This is a genomic window from Pseudomonas sp. B21-021 (genome assembly GCF_024749205.1).
GTDB lineage: Bacteria > Pseudomonadota > Gammaproteobacteria > Pseudomonadales > Pseudomonadaceae > Aquipseudomonas > Aquipseudomonas paraglycinae.
This window is the reverse complement of record NZ_CP087192.1, coordinates 2,756,932-2,778,180: the sequence shown is the minus strand read 5'-3', so window position 1 is coordinate 2,778,180 and position 21,249 is coordinate 2,756,932. Positions and strand designations below refer to the sequence as shown.

The 21,249-nt window shown below is 60.3% G+C and carries 18 protein-coding genes and 1 tRNA gene; 12 read left to right on the top strand and 7 right to left on the bottom strand.

The features are described 5' to 3' along the window. Positions 1-11 precede the first annotated feature (11 nt). Both LOY31_RS12285 and LOY31_RS12280 read right to left on the bottom strand, forming a co-directional pair. A complete protein-coding gene (locus LOY31_RS12285) occupies positions 12-311 on the bottom strand; it encodes a hypothetical protein (protein ID WP_258713365.1) in 300 nt (99 codons plus the stop codon). Between the two features lie 81 nt (positions 312-392). Then, complete coding sequence (locus tag LOY31_RS12280; RefSeq protein ID WP_258713364.1) at positions 393-1,163, bottom strand: AraC family transcriptional regulator; 771 nt, start codon at positions 1,161-1,163, stop codon at positions 393-395. Positions 1,164-1,402: 239 nt separating this feature from the next. Here LOY31_RS12280 and LOY31_RS12275 point away from each other — a divergent pair, with 239 nt between their 5' ends. From LOY31_RS12275 to LOY31_RS12255, 5 genes are all read left to right on the top strand, one after another. Continuing rightward, positions 1,403-3,034 (top strand): APC family permease, encoded by a 1,632-nt coding sequence (locus tag LOY31_RS12275; protein ID WP_007958121.1) that lies wholly within the window; start codon positions 1,403-1,405, stop codon positions 3,032-3,034. Between the two features lie 22 nt (positions 3,035-3,056). Further along, the gene (locus LOY31_RS12270) at positions 3,057-3,983 is read left to right on the top strand and encodes a 4-hydroxyproline epimerase (protein WP_258713363.1); all 927 of its coding nucleotides are present in this window, start codon (positions 3,057-3,059) and stop codon (positions 3,981-3,983) included. Positions 3,984-4,037: 54 nt separating this feature from the next. Then, complete coding sequence (locus LOY31_RS12265) at positions 4,038-4,985, top strand: dihydrodipicolinate synthase family protein (protein ID WP_221533476.1); 948 nt, start codon at positions 4,038-4,040, stop codon at positions 4,983-4,985. Between the two features lie 80 nt (positions 4,986-5,065). Further along, positions 5,066-6,658 carry an aldehyde dehydrogenase (NADP(+)) gene (locus tag LOY31_RS12260; protein ID WP_221533477.1) on the top strand — a complete coding sequence of 531 codons (1,593 nt, stop codon included), beginning with the start codon at positions 5,066-5,068 and terminating at the stop codon, positions 6,656-6,658. Continuing rightward, on the top strand, positions 6,648-7,910 hold the full coding sequence (locus tag LOY31_RS12255; protein ID WP_221533478.1) for an FAD-binding oxidoreductase: 1,263 nt from the start codon (positions 6,648-6,650) through the stop codon (positions 7,908-7,910). The genes LOY31_RS12260 and LOY31_RS12255 overlap by 11 nt, the downstream gene beginning before the upstream one ends. Positions 7,911-7,918: 8 nt before the next feature. Here the strand turns inward: LOY31_RS12255 and LOY31_RS12250 are convergent, their stop codons facing one another. Further along, positions 7,919-9,094 carry a XylR family transcriptional regulator gene (locus tag LOY31_RS12250; protein ID WP_258713362.1) on the bottom strand — a complete coding sequence of 392 codons (1,176 nt, stop codon included), beginning with the start codon at positions 9,092-9,094 and terminating at the stop codon, positions 7,919-7,921. 202 nt (positions 9,095-9,296) lie between these two features. Here LOY31_RS12250 and xylA point away from each other — a divergent pair, with 202 nt between their 5' ends. The 4 genes from xylA to LOY31_RS12230 all read left to right on the top strand — a co-directional run bounded on the left by xylA (position 9,297) and on the right by LOY31_RS12230 (position 14,617). Beyond that, complete coding sequence (gene xylA / locus LOY31_RS12245; RefSeq protein WP_258713361.1) at positions 9,297-10,613, top strand: xylose isomerase; 1,317 nt, start codon at positions 9,297-9,299, stop codon at positions 10,611-10,613. Positions 10,614-10,755: 142 nt separating this feature from the next. After that, positions 10,756-11,757 (top strand): D-xylose ABC transporter substrate-binding protein, encoded by a 1,002-nt coding sequence (gene xylF, locus LOY31_RS12240; RefSeq protein ID WP_258713360.1) that lies wholly within the window; start codon positions 10,756-10,758, stop codon positions 11,755-11,757. Between the two features lie 166 nt (positions 11,758-11,923). After that, a complete protein-coding gene (gene xylG, locus LOY31_RS12235; RefSeq protein ID WP_258713359.1) occupies positions 11,924-13,480 on the top strand; it encodes a D-xylose ABC transporter ATP-binding protein in 1,557 nt (518 codons plus the stop codon). Further along, a complete protein-coding gene (locus tag LOY31_RS12230) occupies positions 13,481-14,617 on the top strand; it encodes a sugar ABC transporter permease (protein WP_258713358.1) in 1,137 nt (378 codons plus the stop codon). It begins immediately after the preceding gene. Between the two features lie 77 nt (positions 14,618-14,694). Here LOY31_RS12230 and LOY31_RS12225 read toward each other — a convergent pair whose 3' ends face one another. The 3 genes from LOY31_RS12225 to LOY31_RS12215 all read right to left on the bottom strand — a co-directional run bounded on the left by LOY31_RS12225 (position 14,695) and on the right by LOY31_RS12215 (position 18,059). Next, positions 14,695-16,971, bottom strand: coding sequence for a hypothetical protein (locus LOY31_RS12225; RefSeq protein WP_258713357.1), 2,277 nt, complete (start codon positions 16,969-16,971; stop codon positions 14,695-14,697). 24 nt (positions 16,972-16,995) lie between these two features. Next, a tRNA-Lys gene (locus LOY31_RS12220) sits at positions 16,996-17,070 on the bottom strand. A gap of 107 nt (positions 17,071-17,177) precedes the next feature. Further along, positions 17,178-18,059 (bottom strand): LysR family transcriptional regulator, encoded by an 882-nt coding sequence (locus LOY31_RS12215; protein ID WP_085604866.1) that lies wholly within the window; start codon positions 18,057-18,059, stop codon positions 17,178-17,180. Between the two features lie 126 nt (positions 18,060-18,185). Here LOY31_RS12215 and LOY31_RS12210 point away from each other — a divergent pair, with 126 nt between their 5' ends. The 3 genes from LOY31_RS12210 to LOY31_RS12200 all read left to right on the top strand — a co-directional run bounded on the left by LOY31_RS12210 (position 18,186) and on the right by LOY31_RS12200 (position 20,388). Next, a complete protein-coding gene (locus tag LOY31_RS12210; protein WP_258713356.1) occupies positions 18,186-19,175 on the top strand; it encodes a zinc-dependent alcohol dehydrogenase family protein in 990 nt (329 codons plus the stop codon). Positions 19,176-19,390: 215 nt separating this feature from the next. After that, positions 19,391-19,654 carry a hypothetical protein gene (locus LOY31_RS12205; RefSeq protein ID WP_007958136.1) on the top strand — a complete coding sequence of 88 codons (264 nt, stop codon included), beginning with the start codon at positions 19,391-19,393 and terminating at the stop codon, positions 19,652-19,654. Next, on the top strand, positions 19,651-20,388 hold the full coding sequence (locus LOY31_RS12200; protein WP_258713355.1) for a Fic family protein: 738 nt from the start codon (positions 19,651-19,653) through the stop codon (positions 20,386-20,388). The genes LOY31_RS12205 and LOY31_RS12200 overlap by 4 nt, the downstream gene beginning before the upstream one ends. Before the next feature lie 77 nt (positions 20,389-20,465). Here the strand turns inward: LOY31_RS12200 and ycaC are convergent, their stop codons facing one another. Next, a complete protein-coding gene (gene ycaC, locus LOY31_RS12195; RefSeq protein ID WP_007958138.1) occupies positions 20,466-21,098 on the bottom strand; it encodes an isochorismate family cysteine hydrolase YcaC in 633 nt (210 codons plus the stop codon). Positions 21,099-21,249: the final 151 nt, after the last annotated feature.

The window sequence follows — 21,249 nt, the reverse complement described above, 5'->3', positions numbered from 1 at the left end:
ACGCCGGCCGCTCAGTTCTTGCACTTGGCCAACACCACCTGACAGGTGTCGGGCGTGCCACCGGAGCGGCCGGCATAACGAATGCAGTTGTTCAGGGATTTCTGCCGGGCGATGTTCAAGGATGAACCCCAGGCCAGCCCGCCCTCGCCCACCGTGGGCAGCGCCTTGGCATAGCAACTGTCGCCGATCCCGGAGGCCGGATATCGGTTCTTGGCCGCCCGACTGGAGCAGCCGGCGGTCAGCACCAGACTGACGGCAATCAGGCTCGGCAGAATCCATGACGAGCATTGGCACAGCCGCTTTGTGCTCATCGCGTTTCCTCTGCCGCAAGGCCTTTCATGTGATGGAGGTGCATGTTCCTTTGAGTCTAGTCGTGACGGACCGAAAGCGACTCAACGTTCCGTCGCCTGCCGGTACTGGCGCGGGGTGAACCCGGTCGACGCCTTGAACTGGCGAGTAAATGCGCTGTGATCGGTGTAGCCGCATTGCAGCGCCACCTCGGTGATCGGCAGCTCGGTGTGCAACAACCGATGGGCATGTTCCAGCCGCACTTTCTGAATCATCTGCCTTGGCGTCAGGTGAAAGACCCGTTTGCAGTAGCGCTCCAGTTGCGCCACCGAAATACCGGCGATCCGTGTCAACTCGCCCAATGTCACCCGACGATTGAAATGCGCGCGGATGTGTTCATCGACCGCTGCCAGGCGCTGAAACGCCGGGTGGGTTTCGCTGGCCGATTGCAGGTCCACCGAAATCCCCGCGAGGCCGATGATCTCGCCGTCACGGTTGTACAGCGGACGCTTGTGCGTCAGGCACCAGCCCGGTTCGCGACTGCCGTACAGGTGCAGTTCCAGCTGATCCTCCAGCACAAAGCCCTCTTCCAGCACCCGCCGATCCTGCTCGGTATAACCCGGCCCGAGTTGCGCCGGAAACACCTGCGCACTGGTCTTGCCGAGCAGCGGTTTCAGGTCTTTCAGGCCGCAGCGCTGCACCAGCGTGCGATTGGCCAGGACGTACCGCGCCCGCACGTCCTTGATGAAGATCGCCGCGTTCGGAATCACGTCGAGCATCGGCAACAGCGGTGCCACGCCGCCCAGCAGTGCATCGAGAGTATGCGGCCGATGGCGCTCATCGCCCTGACAGAGGATCGCAAACGCGTTCTGCATGTGAAGGTCTTCCCCGGTGAGTGGATCGGCCTGAAAACGTGCCCGCCCTGAGGCGTTCGCGTGCAGATTGCAGCAACGTTCGAAGCGTGTCGAGCGCCGCAGTCTTTCTTCGCAACTGTGCCGATTTCGTCATCCGCAGCTGCGCAAAACATCAATCGCCCGACGCCTGATGAGTTCACTGTTTAGCCGTTCCAGTGACTCACACCTGCCTATCCAATAACTCACAAGAAGGCGATGCCATGTCAGGCCAAGGCAAGTTCAAAAAACAACTTTCATTGATCGACCTCACCTTTATCGGGCTGGGGGCGATCTTCGGTTCCGGCTGGTTGTTCGCGGCCAGTCACGTGTCGGCGATTGCCGGGCCGGCGGGGATTTTTTCCTGGTTGCTGGGCGGGTTCGCCGTGTTGCTGCTGGGCATCGTTTACTGCGAACTGGGCGCGGCATTGCCCCGCGCTGGCGGTGTGGTGCGCTACCCGGTTTACAGCCACGGGCCGCTGCTCGGTTACCTGATGGGTTTCATCACGCTGATCGCGTTTTCCAGTCTGGTGGCGATCGAGGTGGTTGCCTCTCGCCAATACGCGGCGGCCTGGTTTCCGAGCCTGACCAAGGCCGGCAGCGGTGATCCGACCCTGCTCGGCTGGCTGGTGCAGTTCGGCCTGCTGTGCGTGTTCTTCCTGCTCAACTACCGCAGCGTGAAGACCTTCGCCAAGGCCAACAACCTGGTCAGCGTGTTCAAGTTCATCGTGCCGCTGCTGGTGATCGGCGTGCTGTTCACCTTCTTCAAACCGGAGAACTTTCAGGTTCAGGGCTTCGCTCCATTCGGACTCTCGGGTATCGAGATGGCCGTCTCCGCCGGCGGCGTGATCTTCGCCTACCTCGGCCTGACCCCGATCATCTCGGTGGCCAGCGAAGTGAAGAACCCGCAACGCACCATCCCGATTGCGCTGATCCTGTCGGTGCTGCTTTCCACTGCGATCTACGTGTTGCTGCAAACCGCCTTTCTCGGCGGCATCCCGACCGAACTGCTCGCCAATGGCTGGGCCGGGGTTTCCAAGGAATTCGCCCTGCCGTACCGCGACATCGCCCTGGCGCTGGGCGTGGGCTGGCTGGCGTATCTGGTGGTGGCGGATGCGGTGATCTCCCCCAGCGGCTGCGGCAACATCTACATGAACGCCACACCGCGGGTGATCTACGGCTGGGCGCAGACCGGCACGTTCTTCAAGGTCTTCACCCACATCGACGCGAAGTCCGGCATCCCGCGTCCGGCGCTGTGGCTGACCTTCGCCCTGTCGGTGTTCTGGACCCTGCCGTTCCCGTCCTGGGAAGCGCTGATCAACGTGGTGTCCGCCGCGCTGGTGCTGAGCTATGCCGTCGCCCCGGTGACCGTCGCCGCGCTGCGTCGCAATGCACCCGACATGCCGCGCCCGTTCCGGGTCAAGTGCATGGGCGTGCTGGGGCCGGTGTCGTTCATCATCGCTGCGCTGATCGTTTACTGGTCGGGCTGGAACACCGTGTCCTGGCTGCTCGGCCTGCAAATTCTGATGTTCGTCGTCTACCTGCTTTGCGGCCGCTTCGTGCCGACCGCCCACCTCAGTCTGTCCCGGCAAGTGCGCTCGTCCGCGTGGCTGATCGCCTTCTACGCGGTGACCATCGTCCTGTCGAAACTCGGCACCTTCGGTGGCCTGGGCATCCTCACCCATCCGTTCGACACCCTGGTCGTCGCCGCCTGTGCGATGGGCATTTATTACTGGGGCGCGGCCACCGGCGTACCGGCACACCTGCTGCGCCTGGAGTCGGAAGAGGATGAAAGCGAAGTCGCTTCGCCGTCCCCTGCCTCCGCCGCCAACCCGCGCACTGCCGGCGCTTACTGAAATCACTTAACGGGATCTGTCCATGAAACGAGTACACGTCATTGATTCCCACACCGGCGGCGAACCCACACGTCTGGTGATGAAAGGTTTTCCCGACTTGCCCGGTCGCACCATGACCGAGAAGCGCGACGCCCTGCGCAACCAGCACGATCAGTGGCGCCGCGCCTGCCTGCTGGAACCGCGCGGCAACGATGTGCTGGTGGGCGCGCTGTATTGCGAGCCGGTGTCGCCGGACGCCACCTGCGGCGTGATTTTCTTCAACAACGCCGGTTACCTCGGCATGTGCGGCCACGGCACCATCGGCCTCGTTGCATCGCTGCAACACCTGGGGCTGATCGCACCGGGCGTGCACAAGATCGACACGCCGGTCGGCCCGGTCAGCGCCACGCTGCATGAAGACGGCGCCGTGACTCTGGGCAACGTGCCGGCTTATCGATTCCGTAAGCAGGTGGCGGTGGAAGTGCCGGGATACGGCCGTTTCCTCGGTGACGTCGCCTACGGCGGCAACTGGTTTTTCCTGGTCTCCGAACACGGCCAGACCCTCACAATGGACAACGTCGAAACCCTGACCGACCTCACCTGGAAAATGCTCAAGGCCCTCGAAGACCAAGGCATCCATGGCGAGGACGGCGCGCTCATCGACCACATCGAACTGTTCGCCGATGACGCCGAGGCCGACAGCCGCAACTTCGTCATGTGCCCCGGCAAAGCCTACGACCGCTCCCCTTGCGGCACCGGCACCAGCGCCAAACTCGCTTGCCTGGCCGCCGACGAAAAACTCGCGCCCGGCGAGCGCTGGGTGCAGGCGAGCATCACCGGCAGCCAGTTCGAAGGCTCCTTCGAATGGGAAGGCGAGCGCATCCGCCCCTACATCACCGGCCGCGCCCACATGACCGCCGACAGCACACTGCTGATCGACGAAACCGATCCGTTCGCGTGGGGCATCTGAGCCGCTGCGCTGCACTTCAAACCCCTCTGAATGACCGTTCCAAGGAGAACAATAATGAGCGACAACATCTTCACCGGCTGCATGCCCGCCCTGATGACCCCTTGCACCGCCACACGCAAACCGGACTTCGACGCCTTGGTGTCCAAGGGTCGCGAGCTGATCGACGTCGGCATGAGCGCCGTCGTGTACTGCGGCTCCATGGGCGACTGGCCGCTGCTCACCGAAGCCGAGCGTCAGGAGGGCGTGGCGCGGCTGGTGGCGGCCGGGATTCCGACCATCGTCGGCACCGGCGCGGTCAACACCCGTGAAGCGGTGTCCCACGCGGCCCATGCGGCGAAAGTCGGCGCGCAGGGTTTGATGGTGATTCCTCGGGTACTGTCCCGTGGCGCTTCGGCGGCGGCGCAAAAAGCCCACTTCGCGGCGATTCTGCAAGCCGCGCCGAACCTGCCGGCGGTGATCTACAACAGCCCTTACTACGGCTTCGCCACCCGCGCCGACCTGTTCTTCGAACTGCGCCGTGAATATCCGAACCTGATCGGCTTCAAGGAATTCGGCGGTGGCGCCGACCTGCGCTACGCCGCTGAAAACATCACCTCCAAGGACGATGACGTGACCCTGATGGTGGGTGTCGACACCCAGGTCGTGCACGGTTTCGTCAACTGCAACGCCACCGGCGCCATCACCGGCATCGGCAACGCCCTGCCCCGCGAAGTGCTGCAACTGGTGGCCCTGAGCAAGCAGGCGGCCAAGGGTGATGCCAAGGCCCGACGTCAGGCCCGTGAGCTGGAATCGGCGCTGGCAGTGCTGTCGTCCTTCGACGAAGGCACGGATCTGGTGCTGTATTACAAACACCTGATGGTGCTCAACGGCGACAAGGAATACACCCTGCATTTCAACGAAACCGATGCGCTCAGCGACTCGCAACGCCGTTACGCAGACGCCCAGTACACGCTGTTCCGTCACTGGTACGAAAACTGGTCGGCGGAACAGAACTTCGCCTGACCTGCCGCTGCGCTCAAGCCCGCCGCCACCCACGGCGGCGGGCCTTATTCGTGACCTGCTTTATTGATAAGGAATGCGCCATGACTCTGACGGGCCAACTGCTGATCGGTCAGCAAACCCTCACCGGCGACCGCGACGTCATCCACGGAATCAACCCCGCTACAAACTCGCCTTTGCAACCGGCCTACGCCGGCGGCTCTGCCGAACATGTCGAGCAGGCCTGCGCACTGGCCTGGGCGGCGCTCGACCGTTATCGCGAGACATCGCTTGAGGCGCGGGCTGAATTCATTGAAACCATCGCGGGCGAAATCGAAGCCCTCGGCGACGAACTGATCGACCGCGCCATGGCCGAAACCGGCTTGCCGCGCCCGCGCCTGCTGGGTGAACGGGGTCGCACCTGCCAGCAGCTGCGCTTGTTTGCCCGCACCGTGCGGGCCGGTGAATGGCTGGATGTGCGAGTCGATACAGCGCAACCGCAACGCCAGCCAATGCCGCGTTCGGACCTGCGTCAGCGGCAGATTCCACTGGGCCCGGTGGCCGTGTTTGGCGCGAGCAACTTTCCACTGGCGTTCTCGGTGGCCGGTGGCGATACCGCTTCGGCGCTGGCCGCCGGTTGCCCGGTGATCGTCAAGGCCCACGGCGCCCACCCCGGCACCAGCGAACTGGTTGGTCGCGCCGTTGCTCGGGCAGTCAAGGCCTGTGGTTTGCCAGAAGGTGTGTTCTCGTTGTTGTACGGCTCCGGCCGCGAAGTGGGGATTGCGCTGGTCAGCGATCCACGGATCAAGGCGGTCGGCTTCACCGGTTCGCGCAGTGGCGGGCTCGCGCTGATCAAAGCAGCACAAGCACGGTCCGAGCCGATTCCGGTGTATGCGGAAATGAGCTCAATCAACCCGGTTTTGTTGTTTCCGGCAGCGCTGCAGAACCGCGCCCAAGCACTGGCCCAAGGTTATGTGGCTTCGCTGACGCTGGGCGCCGGCCAGTTCTGCACCAATCCCGGTCTGGTCATCGCCCACAAGGGGCCGGCGCTGGACGACTTCATTGGCGCCACCACCGAACTCATCCAGCGCAGCCCCGCGCAGACCATGCTGACGCCGGGGATCTTCAATGCCTACGAATCCAGCGTGAATGCCCTCGCGGAAAATGCCCGGGCGCGCATTGCCGCTGTCGGCCAGCGAGCAACGGACCCGAATCAGGGCCAGGCCCATGTATTCGTCACCGAAGCCGCCGATTTCCTCGCCGATCATTCGTTGCAGGCCGAAGCCTTCGGCGCCGCGTCCGTGATTGTGCAATGCGCCAGCGACGCTGAAATCCGTCAGGTGCTCGAACAGTTGGAAGGCCAACTGACCGCCACGCTGCACCTGGATGACGAGGATCTGCAACAGGCCCGCGCATTGCTGCCAACCCTGGAGCGCAAGGCCGGGCGCCTGCTGGTCAACGGCTGGCCGACCGGCGTTGAAGTCTGCGATGCGATGGTGCATGGCGGGCCGTTCCCGGCGACTTCCGATTCGCGCACCACCTCGGTGGGCACCGCGGCGATCCTGCGTTTCCTGCGCCCGGTCTGCTATCAGGATTTCCCCGACAGCCTGCTGCCGACCGCGCTCAAACACGCCAATCCACTGTCGCTGCGTCGCTTGCTCGATGGCCAAAGGGAAACCGCGAAAAATGCCGAATGACCCGCACGACATCGCCGTGGTCGGCGCCGGCATCATCGGCGTCGCGAGTGCCCTGCGCCTTGCCCGTCAGGGTTTGCGGGTGGTGGTGATCGACCCGCAGGAACCGGGCCACGGCGCCTCGTTCGGCAACGCCGGGCACCTGGCGACCGAGCAAGTGTTTCCGATTGCCGACCGCTCGATCCTCAAACACCTGCCGGCCATGCTCATGGACCCGATGGGGCCGCTGCGCCTGGACTGGAAATACCTGCCCCGGGCCCTGCCCTGGTTTACGCGGCTGTTGCTGAACCTGCGCTCGGCGCCTTACCAGCGTACCGTTGCCGGATTGCGGGCACTGAATGAAAGCTCGCTCGACGCCTGGCACCGCTTGCTCAACGACATCCAGCGGCCCGACCTGCTGAAGATGGAAGGTTCGCTGCTGGTGTTCGAGCGCCCCGACTCACGCCCGGCCCTCGAAGCATTGCAGCGACGCATGCAACAGCAGCAGGTGCCAGTCGATTGGTGGCAGACCGGCGCGGTACGCGAGACCGCGCCGCAACTCAGCGAACAGATTCAGGGCGGACTGTTTTTCCCGAAAACCGGGCATTTCATCGATCCCTACCGCGTCGTGCGTGAGTTGGTGGAAGCGGCGAAAGCCAGCGGCGTGCAGTTTGTAAAGCAGGCGGTTCAGGGCGGGCAACTGCATGAGCATGGCGTCGACCTGATGACCGGAACCGGCACGCTGTCCGCTCGCCAGGTTTTGATCGCCTGCGGCGCCCACTCGGCAAAACTCACCGCAGCACTGACCGGCAAAAACGTCCCGCTGGACACTGAGCGCGGCTACCACCTGATGCTGCCTCACGAACACAACCGACTGCCCTTCCCCGTCACCTCGCTGGAACGCAAATTCATCATGACCCCGATGTCCGAAGGCCTGCGCCTGGCCGGCACCGTCGAATTCGCCGGCCTCGAAGCCTCACCCACCATGGCCCGCGCCTGGCAGTTGCATCGGTTGAGCAAGGGGTTGTTTCGCAAGGAGCTGAATGTCGAGGCAGCCACACCGTGGATGGGGTTTCGGCCGTCGCTGCCGGATTCGTTGCCGGTGATTGATCGGGTGTGTGGCGGGAAAGTGCTGCTTGCGTTCGGGCATCAGCATCTGGGATTGACGCAGGCGGCGGTGACGGCGGAGATGGTTGGGGGGATGGCCTTGCCATCGACGCAGAACGTGACTCGTGTTCTTCCGTCGAGCGAGCCTTATCGGCTGGATCGCTTTTGAGTGGCCGTCTATCTGGCGCCCTGCTGATATTCACGGGGCGTACACCCGAACTCTCGGCGAAACACCGTGTGCAGATACTGCGCGGATTTGAAACCGCACGTGCGGGCAACGTCCGCAATCGCCGTGTCGGTTTTTTCCAGCCCGCGAGTGGCCGCCGCCAGTTTGAAACGCAGAATCTCGTCATGCACGCTGCAACCACGCACCGCGCGAAAGTGCGACTCCAGCGAGGAGCGCGACACGCCGACATAAGCCGCCACCTGCGCGGTCTTGATGCCCTGGCAGGCATATTGGCGGATGAACAGCAGCGCCTGCATCACGTAGGGGTTGCCCAACGGTTGATGCAGGCTCGACACCTGCACGTTGATCGCTTCAGGCGGGATCAGGACATGCGCGCCCGTTGATGGTTTGCCGTGCAGCATCTGGTGCAGCAGTTGCGCGGCGGTGCGGCCCATGGTTTCAGTGCCCTGGATCACCGAACTCAGCGGGACCCGGGTCAGGCTGCGGGTCAGCGGGTCGTTGTCGATGCCGATCAACGCCACTTGCTCCGGAACGGCGATTCCGGCGGTCAGGCAGGCTTGCAGCAACTGCCGGGCGCGAGCGTCACTGACCGCGATGATGCCAATGGGCTTGGGCAGGCTCTGAAGCCAGGCGATCAGCTGTTCGACGGCGCTGTCCCACAGCGGCGCGCTGGTCCCCATGCCGCGATAGACCTCGGCGTGCAAACCGTCCCGCTGCATCAGTTTTAGAAAAGCCTTTTCGCGCTCCTGGGCCCATCGGTTCGCCTGCGCTTCGGGCAGGCTGAAGCAGGCAAACCGTTGCAGCCCGGCCTCGATCAAGTGCTCATAAGCCATGGTGATCAGCGCGTTATTATCGGTCGCAACGTACGGGATCCCTTTGGGGTAGGCCCGCTCATCCTGGTAAGAACCACCCACCGCCACCACCGGCAACTTGATGTCGGCCAGCGCCTCGCCAATCAGCGGATCATCGAAGTCGGCGATGATTCCGTCACCTTGCCAACGCTCGATGCCTTTCAAGCGGCAGAGAAAATCCTCTTCCAGGAACAGATCCCAGGACGCGCGCGTGCTGCTCAGGTAGTTGCCGATGCCGCTGATGATGCCGCGGTCATAGATCTTGCTCCCGTTGAACAACAGGGCGATGCGGTGAACAGGCGGTACGGTTTTCATTGTTTTCAGGCTTGTTCCGGGCCCCTTGCCGTAGAGGCGGTTTGCACAGACTAGGCGCGCAGAGGGCGAATCTCAATACGCAAAATCGCACTCCGTGTTGGTGATTTTCGTAATCGGCAGGCACGGGGCCGTTGCTAGTATCGGGACACGCCCCAAGAACAACAACCGAGAACAACAACCAAGAACAACAAGGACATTGCCCATGCCGTACTTCCCCGATGTCGACCGGATTCGCTACGAAGGTCCTGCCAGCGATTCTCCCCTTGCCTTCCGTCACTACGACGCCGACAAGATCATCCTCGGCAAGCCCATGCGCGAACACCTGCGCATGGCCGCCTGTTATTGGCACAGCTTTGTCTGGCCGGGCTCCGACGTGTTCGGTGCAGGGACGTTCAAGCGCCCGTGGCAACACGCCGGTGACCCGATGGAGCTGGCCATCGGCAAGGCGGAGGCCGCGTTCGAGTTTTTCTCCAAGCTGGGTATCGATTACTACTGCTTTCATGACACGGATGTCGCCCCCGAAGGCAATTCGCTGAAGGAGTACCGCAACCACTTCGCCCAAATGGTCGATCACCTGGAACGCCATCAGGAAGAAAGCGGAATCAAGCTGCTGTGGGGCACCGCCAACTGCTTCAGCAATCCGCGCTTTGCCGCCGGTGCCGCCAGCAACCCGGATCCTGAAGTGTTCGCCTGCGCCGCTGCCCAGGTCTTCAGCGCCATGAACGCGACTCAACGCCTCAAGGGCTCCAACTACGTGTTGTGGGGCGGTCGCGAGGGCTACGAAACCCTGCTCAACACCGACTTGAAGCGCGAGCGCGAACAACTGGGTCGCTTCATGCGCATGGTGGTCGAGCACAAGTACAAGATCGGCTTCAAAGGTGACCTGCTGATCGAGCCCAAACCGCAGGAGCCGACCAAGCACCAATACGATTACGACAGCGCCACGGTGTTCGGTTTTCTCCAGCAGTTCGGTCTGGAAAAGGAAATCAAGGTCAACATCGAGGCCAACCACGCGACCCTGGCCGGTCATAGTTTCCATCACGAGGTAGCGACGGCCGTCTCGTTGGGGATTTTCGGCAGCATCGACGCCAACCGGGGCGATCCGCAGAACGGCTGGGACACCGATCAATTCCCCAACAGCGTCGAGGAAATGACCCTCGTCACTTATGAAATCCTCAAGGCCGGCGGGTTCGGCAATGGCGGGTTCAACTTCGACTCCAAGGTGCGCCGCCAGAGCCTCGACGAGGTCGATCTGCTTCACGGTCACGTCGGCGCCATGGACGTACTCGCCCTGTCACTCGAGCGGGCCGCCGCCATGGTCCAGAACGACCAGCTTCAGCGGCTCAAGGATCAACGCTACGCCGGCTGGCAGCAACCGTTCGGCCAGGCGGTTCTGGAAGGCGAGTTCAACCTCCAGACATTGGCCGAGCACGCCTTCGCCAACGAACTGAATCCGCAAGCCGTCAGCGGCCGGCAGGAAATGCTCGAAAACGTCGTCAACCGTTTCATCTATCGCTGATCGCCAACGAGGACTGCGGGCGCTGTGACATTTGCGCGACAAATCTGTAGTCCGTTTCGCCTGCTGATTCTCTACAGTTCCACCAGCCCGATATTCATCGTCAGGCCGTGTCTTTCAAACAAAAATAAAAGGACGCACCACCATGAAGAACGTAAAACGCACGCTGTTTGCCGGCGCCCTGGCGTTGCTTTCGCTGCCGGTTATGGCCGACGCTGCCCACCCGAAAATCGGTTTCTCCATTGATGACCTGCGGCTGGAACGCTGGTCCCGTGACCGGGATTACTTCGTTGCGGCAGCGGAGAAAATGGACGCCAAGGTCTTCGTGCAGTCGGCCGATGCCAACGAGCAGAAGCAGATTTCGCAAATCGAAAACCTCATTTCCCGTGGCGTCGATGTCATCGTCATCGTGCCGTTCAACGCCACCGTGCTGACCAATGCGGTGGCCGAAGCGAAGAAAGCCGGGATCAAGGTCGTGTCCTATGACCGCCTGATACTCAACGCCGATATCGACGCCTACATCTCCTTCGATAACGAAAAGGTCGGCGAGATGCAGGCCAGCGGCGTGCTGCACGCAGCGCCCAAGGGTAATTACTTCCTGCTGGGTGGTGCGCCCACCGACAACAACGCGAAAGTCCTGCGTGAAGGTCAGATGAAAGTGCTGCAACCGGCCATCGACAAGGGCGATATCAAGATCGTCGGCCAGCAATGGGTGAAGGAATGGAACCCTACCGAGGCGCTGAGCATTGTTGAAAACGCCTTGACTCGCAACGACAACAAAATCGACGGCATCGTCGCCTCCAACGACGCCACGGCCGGCGGCGCCATTCAGGCCCTGGCGGCCCAGCAACTGGCCGGCAAGGTGCCGATCTCCGGACAGGACGCGGACCTGGCAGCGGTCAAGCGGGTGATCTCCGGCACGCAAACCATGACGGTCTACAAACCGCTGAAACTGATTGCCTCCGAAGCCGCCAAACTCTCGGTGCAACTGGCGCGCAACGAGAAACCCGCGTACGGCTCGCAGTACGACAACGGCAGCAAAAAAGTCGACACCATCCTGCTCACCCCGACTCCGTTGACCAAGGACAACATCGACCTGCTGGAACAGGACGGCTTCTATACCAAGGCGCAGATCGCCGGACAGTAACAAAGGCATCAATCCCTGGTTATGCGAAACCTTTTGTGGGAGCGAGCTTGCTCGCGAAAACGGTGGTTCAGCCTGCATCGCGTTTGAATGTGCCGACGCCTTCGCGAGCAAGCTCGCTCCCACAAAGATCAGTGCCATGTGAGTCTTTGTTATATGAGCCCTCTCCATGTCCGACTACCTGTTGCAAATGAACGGCATCGTCAAAACCTTCGGCGGTGTCAAAGCGCTCAACGGCATCGACCTCAAGGTCCGGCCAGGGGAGTGCGTCGGGCTGTGCGGCGAGAATGGCGCCGGCAAGTCCACGCTGATGAAAATCCTGTCTGCGGTCTATCCCCATGGCACCTGGGACGGTGAAATCCTCTGGGACGGTCAACCGCTCAAGGCGCAATCGATCAGCGAAACGGAAGCCGCTGGCATCGTCATCATTCATCAGGAGCTGACGCTGGTTCCCGACCTCTCGGTGGCCGAAAACATTTTCATGGGCCATGAGCTGACGCTGCCGGGTGGGCGGATGAATTACCCGGCGATGATCCACCGCGCCGAAGCCCTGATGCGTGAACTGAAAGTGCCGGACATGAACGTGTCACTGCCGGTTTCGCAGTACGGTGGCGGTTATCAGCAACTGGTGGAAATCGCCAAGGCCCTGAACAAACAGGCGCGCCTGCTGATCCTCGACGAGCCGTCTTCGGCCCTGACCCGTTCGGAAATCGAGGTGTTGCTGGACATCATCCGCGACCTCAAGGCCAAGGGTGTTGCCTGCGTCTACATCTCCCACAAGCTTGATGAAGTGGCCGCTGTCTGTGACACCATTTCGGTGATCCGGGACGGCAAACACATCGCCACGACCGCCATGGAGAACATGGATATTCCCCAGATCATCACCCAGATGGTCGGTCGGGAAATGAGCAACCTCTACCCCACCGAACCACACGATATCGGCGAGGTGATTTTCGAGGCGCGCCACATCACCTGCTACGACGTCGACAACCCCAAACGCAAACGGGTCGACGACGTTTCCTTCAGCCTCAAACGCGGGGAAATCCTCGGCATCGCCGGGCTGGTCGGTGCCGGCCGCACGGAGCTTGTGACCGCGCTATTCGGCGCCTACCCCGGTCGCCACGAAGGCGAAGTCTGGCTGGACGGTCAGCCAATTGACACCCGCACGCCGCTCAAATCAATCCGCGCCGGCGTGTGCCTGGTGCCCGAAGACCGCAAGCGTCAGGGGATCATTCCCGACCTGGGTGTCGGCCAGAACATCACCCTGGCCGTACTGGAAAGCTTCTCGAAACTGACCCGCATCGACGCCGAAGCCGAACTGGGCAGCATCGATCGGGAAATTTCGCGCCTGCACCTGAAGACCGCGAGCCCGTTCCTGCCGATCACCAGTCTGTCCGGAGGCAATCAACAAAAAGCCGTGTTGGCGAAGATGCTGCTGACCAGGCCCCGGGTGCTAATCCTTGACGAGCCGACCCGAGGGGTGGATGTCGGCGCCAAGTACGAGATCTACAAGTTGATGGGGATGCTGGCCGCCGAAGGCGTGTCGATCATCATGGTGTCTTCGGAACTGGCCGAAGTGCTCGGCGTTTCCGACCGCGTACTGGTGATCGGCGAAGGCCGGTTGCAGGGCGATTTCATCAACCATGAACTCACTCAGGAACAGGTGCTTGCCGCGGCACTCAGCCAGCCTGACAGCCATAACAATAAAGATCGGAAATCCGCGTAAATGAATCAGGTCAAACAACTTTTCACCCGCTACAAGATGCTCGCACTGGTGTTTGCCGTGGCGCTGATCTGGCTGTTCTTCAGCTGGCAGACCGAGGGCGGATTCCTGACACCGCGCAACCTCTCCAACCTGCTGCGCCAGATGTCCATCACCGGGATCCTCGCCTGCGGAATGGTGCTGGTCATCATCAGCGGCGAGATCGATCTGTCGGTCGGCTCATTGCTGGGCCTGCTCGGTGGCGTGGCAGCCATTCTCGACGTTGTCTATCACGTACCACTGCTGGCGAACCTGAGCCTTGTGGTGGTGTGCGGATTGCTGATCGGCCTCGCCAATGGCTGCATGGCGGCGTACCTGCGTATTCCGTCATTTATCGTGGGGCTGGGCGGGATGTTGGCGTTCCGGGGGATTTTGCTGGGAATCACAGGAGGTACGACCATTGCGCCGGTGTCTCCGGAGCTTGTTTACATTGGCCAAGGTTATTTGCCACATGCGATCGGCGCCAGCCTGGGCGTCCTGCTGTTCGCACTGACGTTGTTCCTGACCTGGAAACAACGGCGCAATCGCGCCCTTCACGGCCTCGCGGCACATTCACTGGTGCGTGATGTGGCCCGCGTGTTGTTGATCGGCGCAGTGCTGGCCGGTTTTGTCCAGACCCTCAACAGCTATGACGGCATCCCCGTGCCGGTCCTGCTTTTGCTGGTCCTGCTGGGCGGATTCAGCTACGTGACCAGCCAGACCGTGTTCGGCCGACGCGTCTACTCCGTGGGCAGCAACATGGAAGCGACGCGCCTGTCCGGTATCAATGTGCAGGCCGTGAAACTCTGGATTTTCGGAATCATGGGCGTGATGTGCGCCCTCGCCGGCGTGGTCAACACTGCGCGCCTGGCCGCCGGTTCCCCCTCGGCCGGCAGCATGGGCGAACTCGACGCCATCGCCGCCTGCTTCATCGGTGGCACCTCGATGCGCGGCGGTTCCGGCACGGTCTACGGCGCCCTCCTCGGCGCCCTGGTCATCACCAGCCTGGACAACGGCATGTCCATGCTCGACGTCGACAGTTACTGGCAGATGATCGTCAAGGGCAGCATTCTGGTGTTGGCGGTTTGGGTGGATGTGAGTACGCGGACCGGGCGGCGTTGAAATGAAGTCATCTCTGAAAATGCAAAAAGCCTGCTTTTGAAGGCAGGCTTTTCGTTACGCCTGGAGCTTTCCGATATCTAGGAAGGCATCAGCCAGTGCCGTTCAGTGGTCCACCCGAGAAAAACCTTACAACCCTCCCGCTCTTGGTGAACCAAAGTCAACCGACATCCAGATACCGCCATGCGCAACCCGATCATGGCAGGAAGAAATCGCTCCTGAAATGCGCTGGATTGCGCCGCAAAATGCACTTCAATGTTTCCAAGCACAGTTTCCAACCGGGACTGATCCAGCATCGACAGGTAAAAAATCATCTGGCGCCACGCATACGCTGTGTTTTTCAACATGACCAGACGTGCGTGGTAGAGCTTGATCTGCATCTGCTGCCGACTGCATATCCATTTGAAACATGCCTCGGCCATTGAACCCAAACGATCATGTAACAGCGTCTTCAGGTCCAGATCATCAAACAGGATTGCCAGGTTTTGCGTGGTCAATATCTGTTGCTGTTCGATGATCGTGCCGTTGTTCGCCGGGCTCCATCTACCGATATCGGCATTCGCCCGCCGTGCGCACAAACCAGCCAGCACACCACTGTTGCTTCGTGAATTCCGCTGCTTGGGTAGTGCAACCAACTGATCCATATCGATATCGTAATAGCGTGCGTAAAGAGATCCGGCCATCAAACGGACTGAACGCTTGGCAGCCTTCACGAACTTGCCGGAGAAAGCGCCCATGAAAATGTCAGCCGCGATCTCCTCTACGAAGGGAAGATCCAGCTTGGCCGATTCGGCAAGCGAGGAAAACTCCTGAAGCAACTTGTTCGGCAGAATGGCCTGAGGAAATGCAACAAGGGTCAATGCGGACGCCTCGACCAAAGCCTGTCTGGCACCTTCAATCGCGAGAGCGCCAGCCTCGTACTCGGTCTCCAGGGCTTTCACCCAAGGTAAATCATCGACTCTCACCTGACGCTGCATGTTCAGCAGCAATAGAGAGCGTCGACGCCTGAACGCACAATAAGTTGCGACAGACAGTGCCCGCAGCGCTACGTCTCGATATCCGGCGCTACAGATTTGCGCCGTCATCGCTGGCAGCACTTTCGCCACGGTATCTGCGGATGTAATGACCCCATGTTCAATCAACTCTGCAACCGTTCCCTTTCGGCAGCGTTCGAGGCGTCGACGAATCGAAGGAGGAATGGTCTCCCCCTCCTTCAATGAATAAACCTTCGCCTCTTCGTTGGTGATGGGCGTCAGTAACGGCGCGAAATCAGAGATGCCTTCCGAAACTGGATATCTCGCCAGTCGCGCGGAAGCAGCCTTGGCAATCAGATAGTGTGCCGAGGCTGATACGTGATGACGCTGCTGTGCGCGCTTGCTGGAATGTTCTTCGGACTCAGGGTGTCCATGCTTGGCTACAAAGTCGTCGACAATTCTGCGAATCCGTCCAACCTGGCGCCCCGTTAGCGATGCAGGATCAATAGAGCACTGCTTGAGCAATGCCAGCAACTCCGCCACCCGATCACTGGAGTTACCTGCGCGGCGGGGATCAGCCTCAGTAGAGATATCAAATTCTTTACCGAGCACCGAAGCGCGCTCGAACCAGCCTTCAGGGTAATACCTGCAAGGCCAACCATCGTTGTACGTCAGCAGGAACAGCGAGACCGCCGTGTCGTAGAGAGGCAACCTGCGTTCAACAACATGCTTTTGAACGGTAAGACGAGGCTGGGGTAAGAGGACGGACAGCCGCAGGCTGATTTGACCAGCATTGAAAACTTCAACTTCAGCCATCGAGAGCGGGCGCTCGTTGGCTGCCGCGGGAAAGAAACGCACTCGTTCGAAGAAAGGCGCGATCTGCTCGATCAACGTCCTGGCTTCTTCGACGCGCTTTTGCCCCAGAAACCAGGCCACTGTCAGCAACGCGGCCTCTTCCGGTACATCGATCCGATAGTCTTCGTTCGTCAATCGCTCTTGCAGCGTTCTTACGCCTTCGTCTGAAAGATGCCACCTATTCAAATCGAGCCGTTCGTATCCCGCTCGAATGCCGGGAATCGATGACGCCAAGAGGCGCTCATGAGCGGTCAACTCGCCACCGGCCAGAAGGTTGCCCGTTGCAAAGCCGCCAGTGGCCACTTCCAGCGTGATCCATTCTGGCAGGTCGGCAAACGGCGTCCGCGAGCCATACAGTGCACGGCCATGCATCAGGTTTTCGAGAACCTTTTGCCAGCGTTCGATCCGGGCAAGTGCTTGCGGACTGGCGTCGTTGTCGCGTGCAGTGAGCGCGCGAGACAGTTGAAAGTGCGCATAACCGGCGTTTATTTCGCCGAGCGCACCCGATTCACCCTCAGGCCTGGACATACTTCCTTGTGACCTACTATGTAGTGGGTCCGGGGGCTGGATTCGAACCAGCGCCCACCCGGTTAAGAGCCGAGTGTTCTACCGCTGAACTACCCCGGAACAGAGCGCGCATTGTCGATGAGTGGCGAAAGTATGTGAAGCTCGGATTCAGGGATTTTGTTGCGACAAATCTCTGATCGTTAAGCCTTCATCACTCAATGCAGCGCTTATCCAAACGCTACGCGCACAAAATCAATAAAACTCCTCAACTTGGGTGTCAGCCTCGGATCCGGCGCATACAACAGATTCATCGGCGAAACCGGCACCTTGTACTGCGGCAGCAGACTCACCAGCGTCCCGCTTCGCAGCGAATCCTTGACCAGCTCCAGCGGCAACATCACCACCCCCAGCCCCGCCACTGCCCCGGACAGCAACGGATCGCCCTGATTAATCGTCAATCGGCTTTTAATCGGCACGTCGATGCAGCCTTCCGGGCCTTCGAATCGCAGGTGTGAGCGGCCGTCCGAATAGGCGAACGCCAGGCATTCATGTTCCTGAAGATCCCAGGGTGTCGTGATGGGTGGGCGGCGGGCGAGGTAGGACGGCGCTGCGCACAGCACCATTTGATAGGGCATCAGCGGCAGTGCTTTCAGGCCGCAGTCGGCGAGTTCGCCGATGCGGAACACAGCGTCGTAGCCGCCGTCCACCAGGTCGACCAATTCGTTCGACAGCGTCAGGTCCACCGATACTTGCGGGTATCGGACCATGTACTCCAGCAGCTTCGGCGACAGCGAACTGACGCCGAACGTGACGGGCGCATTGATCCGCAGTCGGCCGCTGGGCACGCCTCGGGTCACGGCGGCCATTTCTTCGGCGGCGTCCATGTCGGCCAGAATCAGCTTCGCCCGCTGATAGAAGGTGCGGCCGAAATCGGTGAGGCTCTGCTTGCGAGTGGTGCGGTTGAGCAGCGAAACGCCCAGATGCTGCTCGAGCATTTTCACTTGTTTGCCGACCATTTGCGGGGACAGGTTGAGCTCGTCCGCCACCGCGCTGAAGGAGCCCAGCTCGACCGCTTTGACGAAGGTGGCCATGAGTGTGAGGCGATCCATTGGAAACTCGTTGTTTCTAGTGTTGCGCCATCCTAGGCCTTTATCCGGAGCAGGCCAAAGCCTAAATTGGCGTCCATGGCACCGGATCACGCCGGTGCAATTTCATCGATAACCGAGGAAGAGCAGATGGCACGCATTGTCAGGATTCATGAATACGGTGACGCGAGCGTCCTGAAACTGGAAAACGTCGACGTCCCGGCACCCGCAGCGGACGAAGTGCAGATCAAGGTCAAAGCCTTTGGCCTGAATCGCGCCGAGGTGATGTTCCGCAACCACGCCTATCTGCAGGAAGCGGAGTTTCCCAGCCGTCTTGGCTACGAAGCCGCCGGTGTGGTGGTGGCGGTTGGCGCCAACGCCAGCGAGTTCAAGATCGGTGATGCCGTCAGCCTGATTCCGCCGCTGGACATCGCGCGCTGGGGCACTTACGGCGAGCTGGCCAACGTGCCCGCCGACCTCACCGTCAAGCACCCGCAGAACCTGTCGTTTGAACAAGCGGCGGCATCCTGGATGCAATACGTCACCGCGTGGGGTGCGCTGGTCGAACAGGCCAAGCTGCAAAAGGACGATTTCGTGATCGTCACTGCTGCCTCCAGCAGCGTCGGCCTGGCAGCTTTCCAGATCGCCAAAATGGTCGGCGCCACCTCGATTGCCGTCACCCGAACACGCGCCAAGAAACAGGCCCTGCTGGACGCCGGCGCCGCACACGTGATCGTCAGCGACGAAGAAGACATGGTTGCAGCCGTCATGGCGCTGACCGATGGCAAAGGCGCGCGGGTGGTGTTCGATCCGGTGGGCGGCCCGTCGTTCGAACCGCTGACCCAAAGCATGGCGCGCGGCGGCATCCTGCTGGAGTACGGCGCCCTGAGCCCGGAGCCGACGCCATTCCCGCTGTTCACCGTGCTGGGCAAATGCCTGACGCTCAAGGGTTACCTCTACACGGAGATCGTCTCCGACCCGGCCATCCTGGCACGCGCCAAGGCTTTCATCGGCGACGGGCTGGCTTCGGGTGCGCTGCAACCGATCATCGCCAGGACGTTTGCCCTGGATGACATTCAGGAAGCGCATCGCTTTCTTGAGGCCAACCAGCAGGTCGGGAAGATTGTCGTCACGGTTTGAGGTGACGAGTCCCCTGCGCTTCTGTTTGCGGTAGAAACGACGAAAGCCTGCTTTTTTCAAAGCAGGCTTTCGTCTATTTGTAAGCATTGGTTTTTGGATGGTTGCGAGCTTGCGTAGCCGTTCATCAGGCTGTGGCTGTTCGGGACGCGCCGGCTGGAAAATCTGCGGAAGCGGCGTCATGCTATGCTCAGAGCAAGTGAACAAGGGCTTTCATAATGACTAAACCAGCCACTGACAGCGTCGCAACCGAGGTTCGTCGGCTTGCCAAGGCACATCACGTTACCGCAGACCGTGACAGCATGAGCTGCATGGCGGTTACCATCACTCGTCTGGCAGGAGATGTAGTTGAATTGGACGGTGTTGAGCAATTGCTCGTCAACCTCAAAAAGAAAGGTGTGCTGAACAAGTCCGAAATCATGTCGTACCAAGGACGCTACCTTGAGGAAAAGAGGCGTTCGAAAAAGAAGCTTAGTGCATGATATTTGACCCTTTCGGCGATTTCGAAACAGCGGGCTATCTTCAAAACTCGCTCAAGCTCAAAGACCCCACTGAAGTAAAAGAGTCCGAGCATCTCGCCTTCGAAGCGAGTATCGAAGACGCTCTGGCCTATCTGGCCAAGAAAAAAACCATCGATTTCAAATCCGTTCTCAAGACACATGAAATCCTGTTCTCCGGTTTTTATCCCTGGGCGGGAAAAGACAGAAACGAACTCGTCCCCCACCTCGCTGTTTTCAAGGGATCAAAAGAAGATCCTCACCACACAGTCTTTGAACGTCCCGACCTCATTAAAAGGTCCGTCGAGTACGCTCTTGAACTTGCAGCAAACAAGAAACGCTTCAGAGATCGTCCAGGGGAAGTGATGGGGCAGCTCGCCTCTGCTCACCCGTTTCTGGATGGCAATGGCCGCACAATACTGCTCGTGTACATGGAGCTGTGCTATCGGACGAGGTTTGCCATCGATTGGTCAGAAACCAACAAGGACGAGTATCTCCGCGCACTCAGTAATGAAATTCAAGATCCGTTCAAAGGGCATCTCGACACCTACCTGTTACCGTTCGTCATCGACATCTCCAGCCGTGACGAATGGCCGGAGATGATCGGCGGCATAAAAGGATTGGATGGTCTGGACAAAGAAGGCATTACGTACGGGAGCCTTGACGACCCAGAGATTCAGCAGCTCTATAAAACCTATAGAGCTCAGCCAATCGAATGACGGGCGCGTCCGGAGTAACGCAATAAAAACGAAAGCCTGCTTTTTTCAAAGCAGGCTTTCGTCCATCCAGCATCCGGTTATTTCTGATGCGCCGTCAGCGCTGCATAACCATTCATCAAGTTGCGGTAGTTCGGGATGCGCTGGGACAGCAGATTGCCCAGGCCTTCGATGTCGTTGCGCCAGTCGCGGTGCAGTTCGCAGGCGACCGAGAACCAGTTCATCATCTGTGCGCCGGCCTGGGTCATGCGGTTCCACGCGGCTTGCTGCACGGTGGTGTTGAAGGTGCCGGAAGCGTCGGTCACCACGAACACGTCAAACCCTTCCGCCAGCGCCGACAGGGTCGGGAACGCTACGCACACGTCGGTCACGACACCGGCAATGATGATCTGCTTGCGGCCGGTGGCCTTGATCGCCTTGACGAAGTCTTCGTTGTCCCAAGCGTTGATCTGGCCTGGGCGGGCGATGTACGGCGCGTCCGGGAACATTTCCTTGAGTTCCGGCACCAGCGGGCCGTTCGGGCCTTGTTCGAAGCTGGTGGTGAGGATGGTCGGCAACTCGAAGAATTTGGCCAGATCGGCCAGCGCCAGTACGTTGTTCTTGAACTCGTTTGGCGAGAAGTCCTGAACCAGAGAAATCAGACCGGTCTGGTGGTCGACCAGCAGAACTACGGCGTCGTCTTTGTTCAGGCGGTTGTAGGTTGGAGTGCTCATGTTTGAATCCCTTTTTAGTTGTGGAAGTGCGTTTGCGTTCAAGATGGGCACAGATTACTGACTCGCCTGAAAGCGATAAATCGTCTGAAAAGCGTTTCACCGTCAACCCAAAACGGACAATCCACTCAAACTGCCAGGCAGTTCACACAGC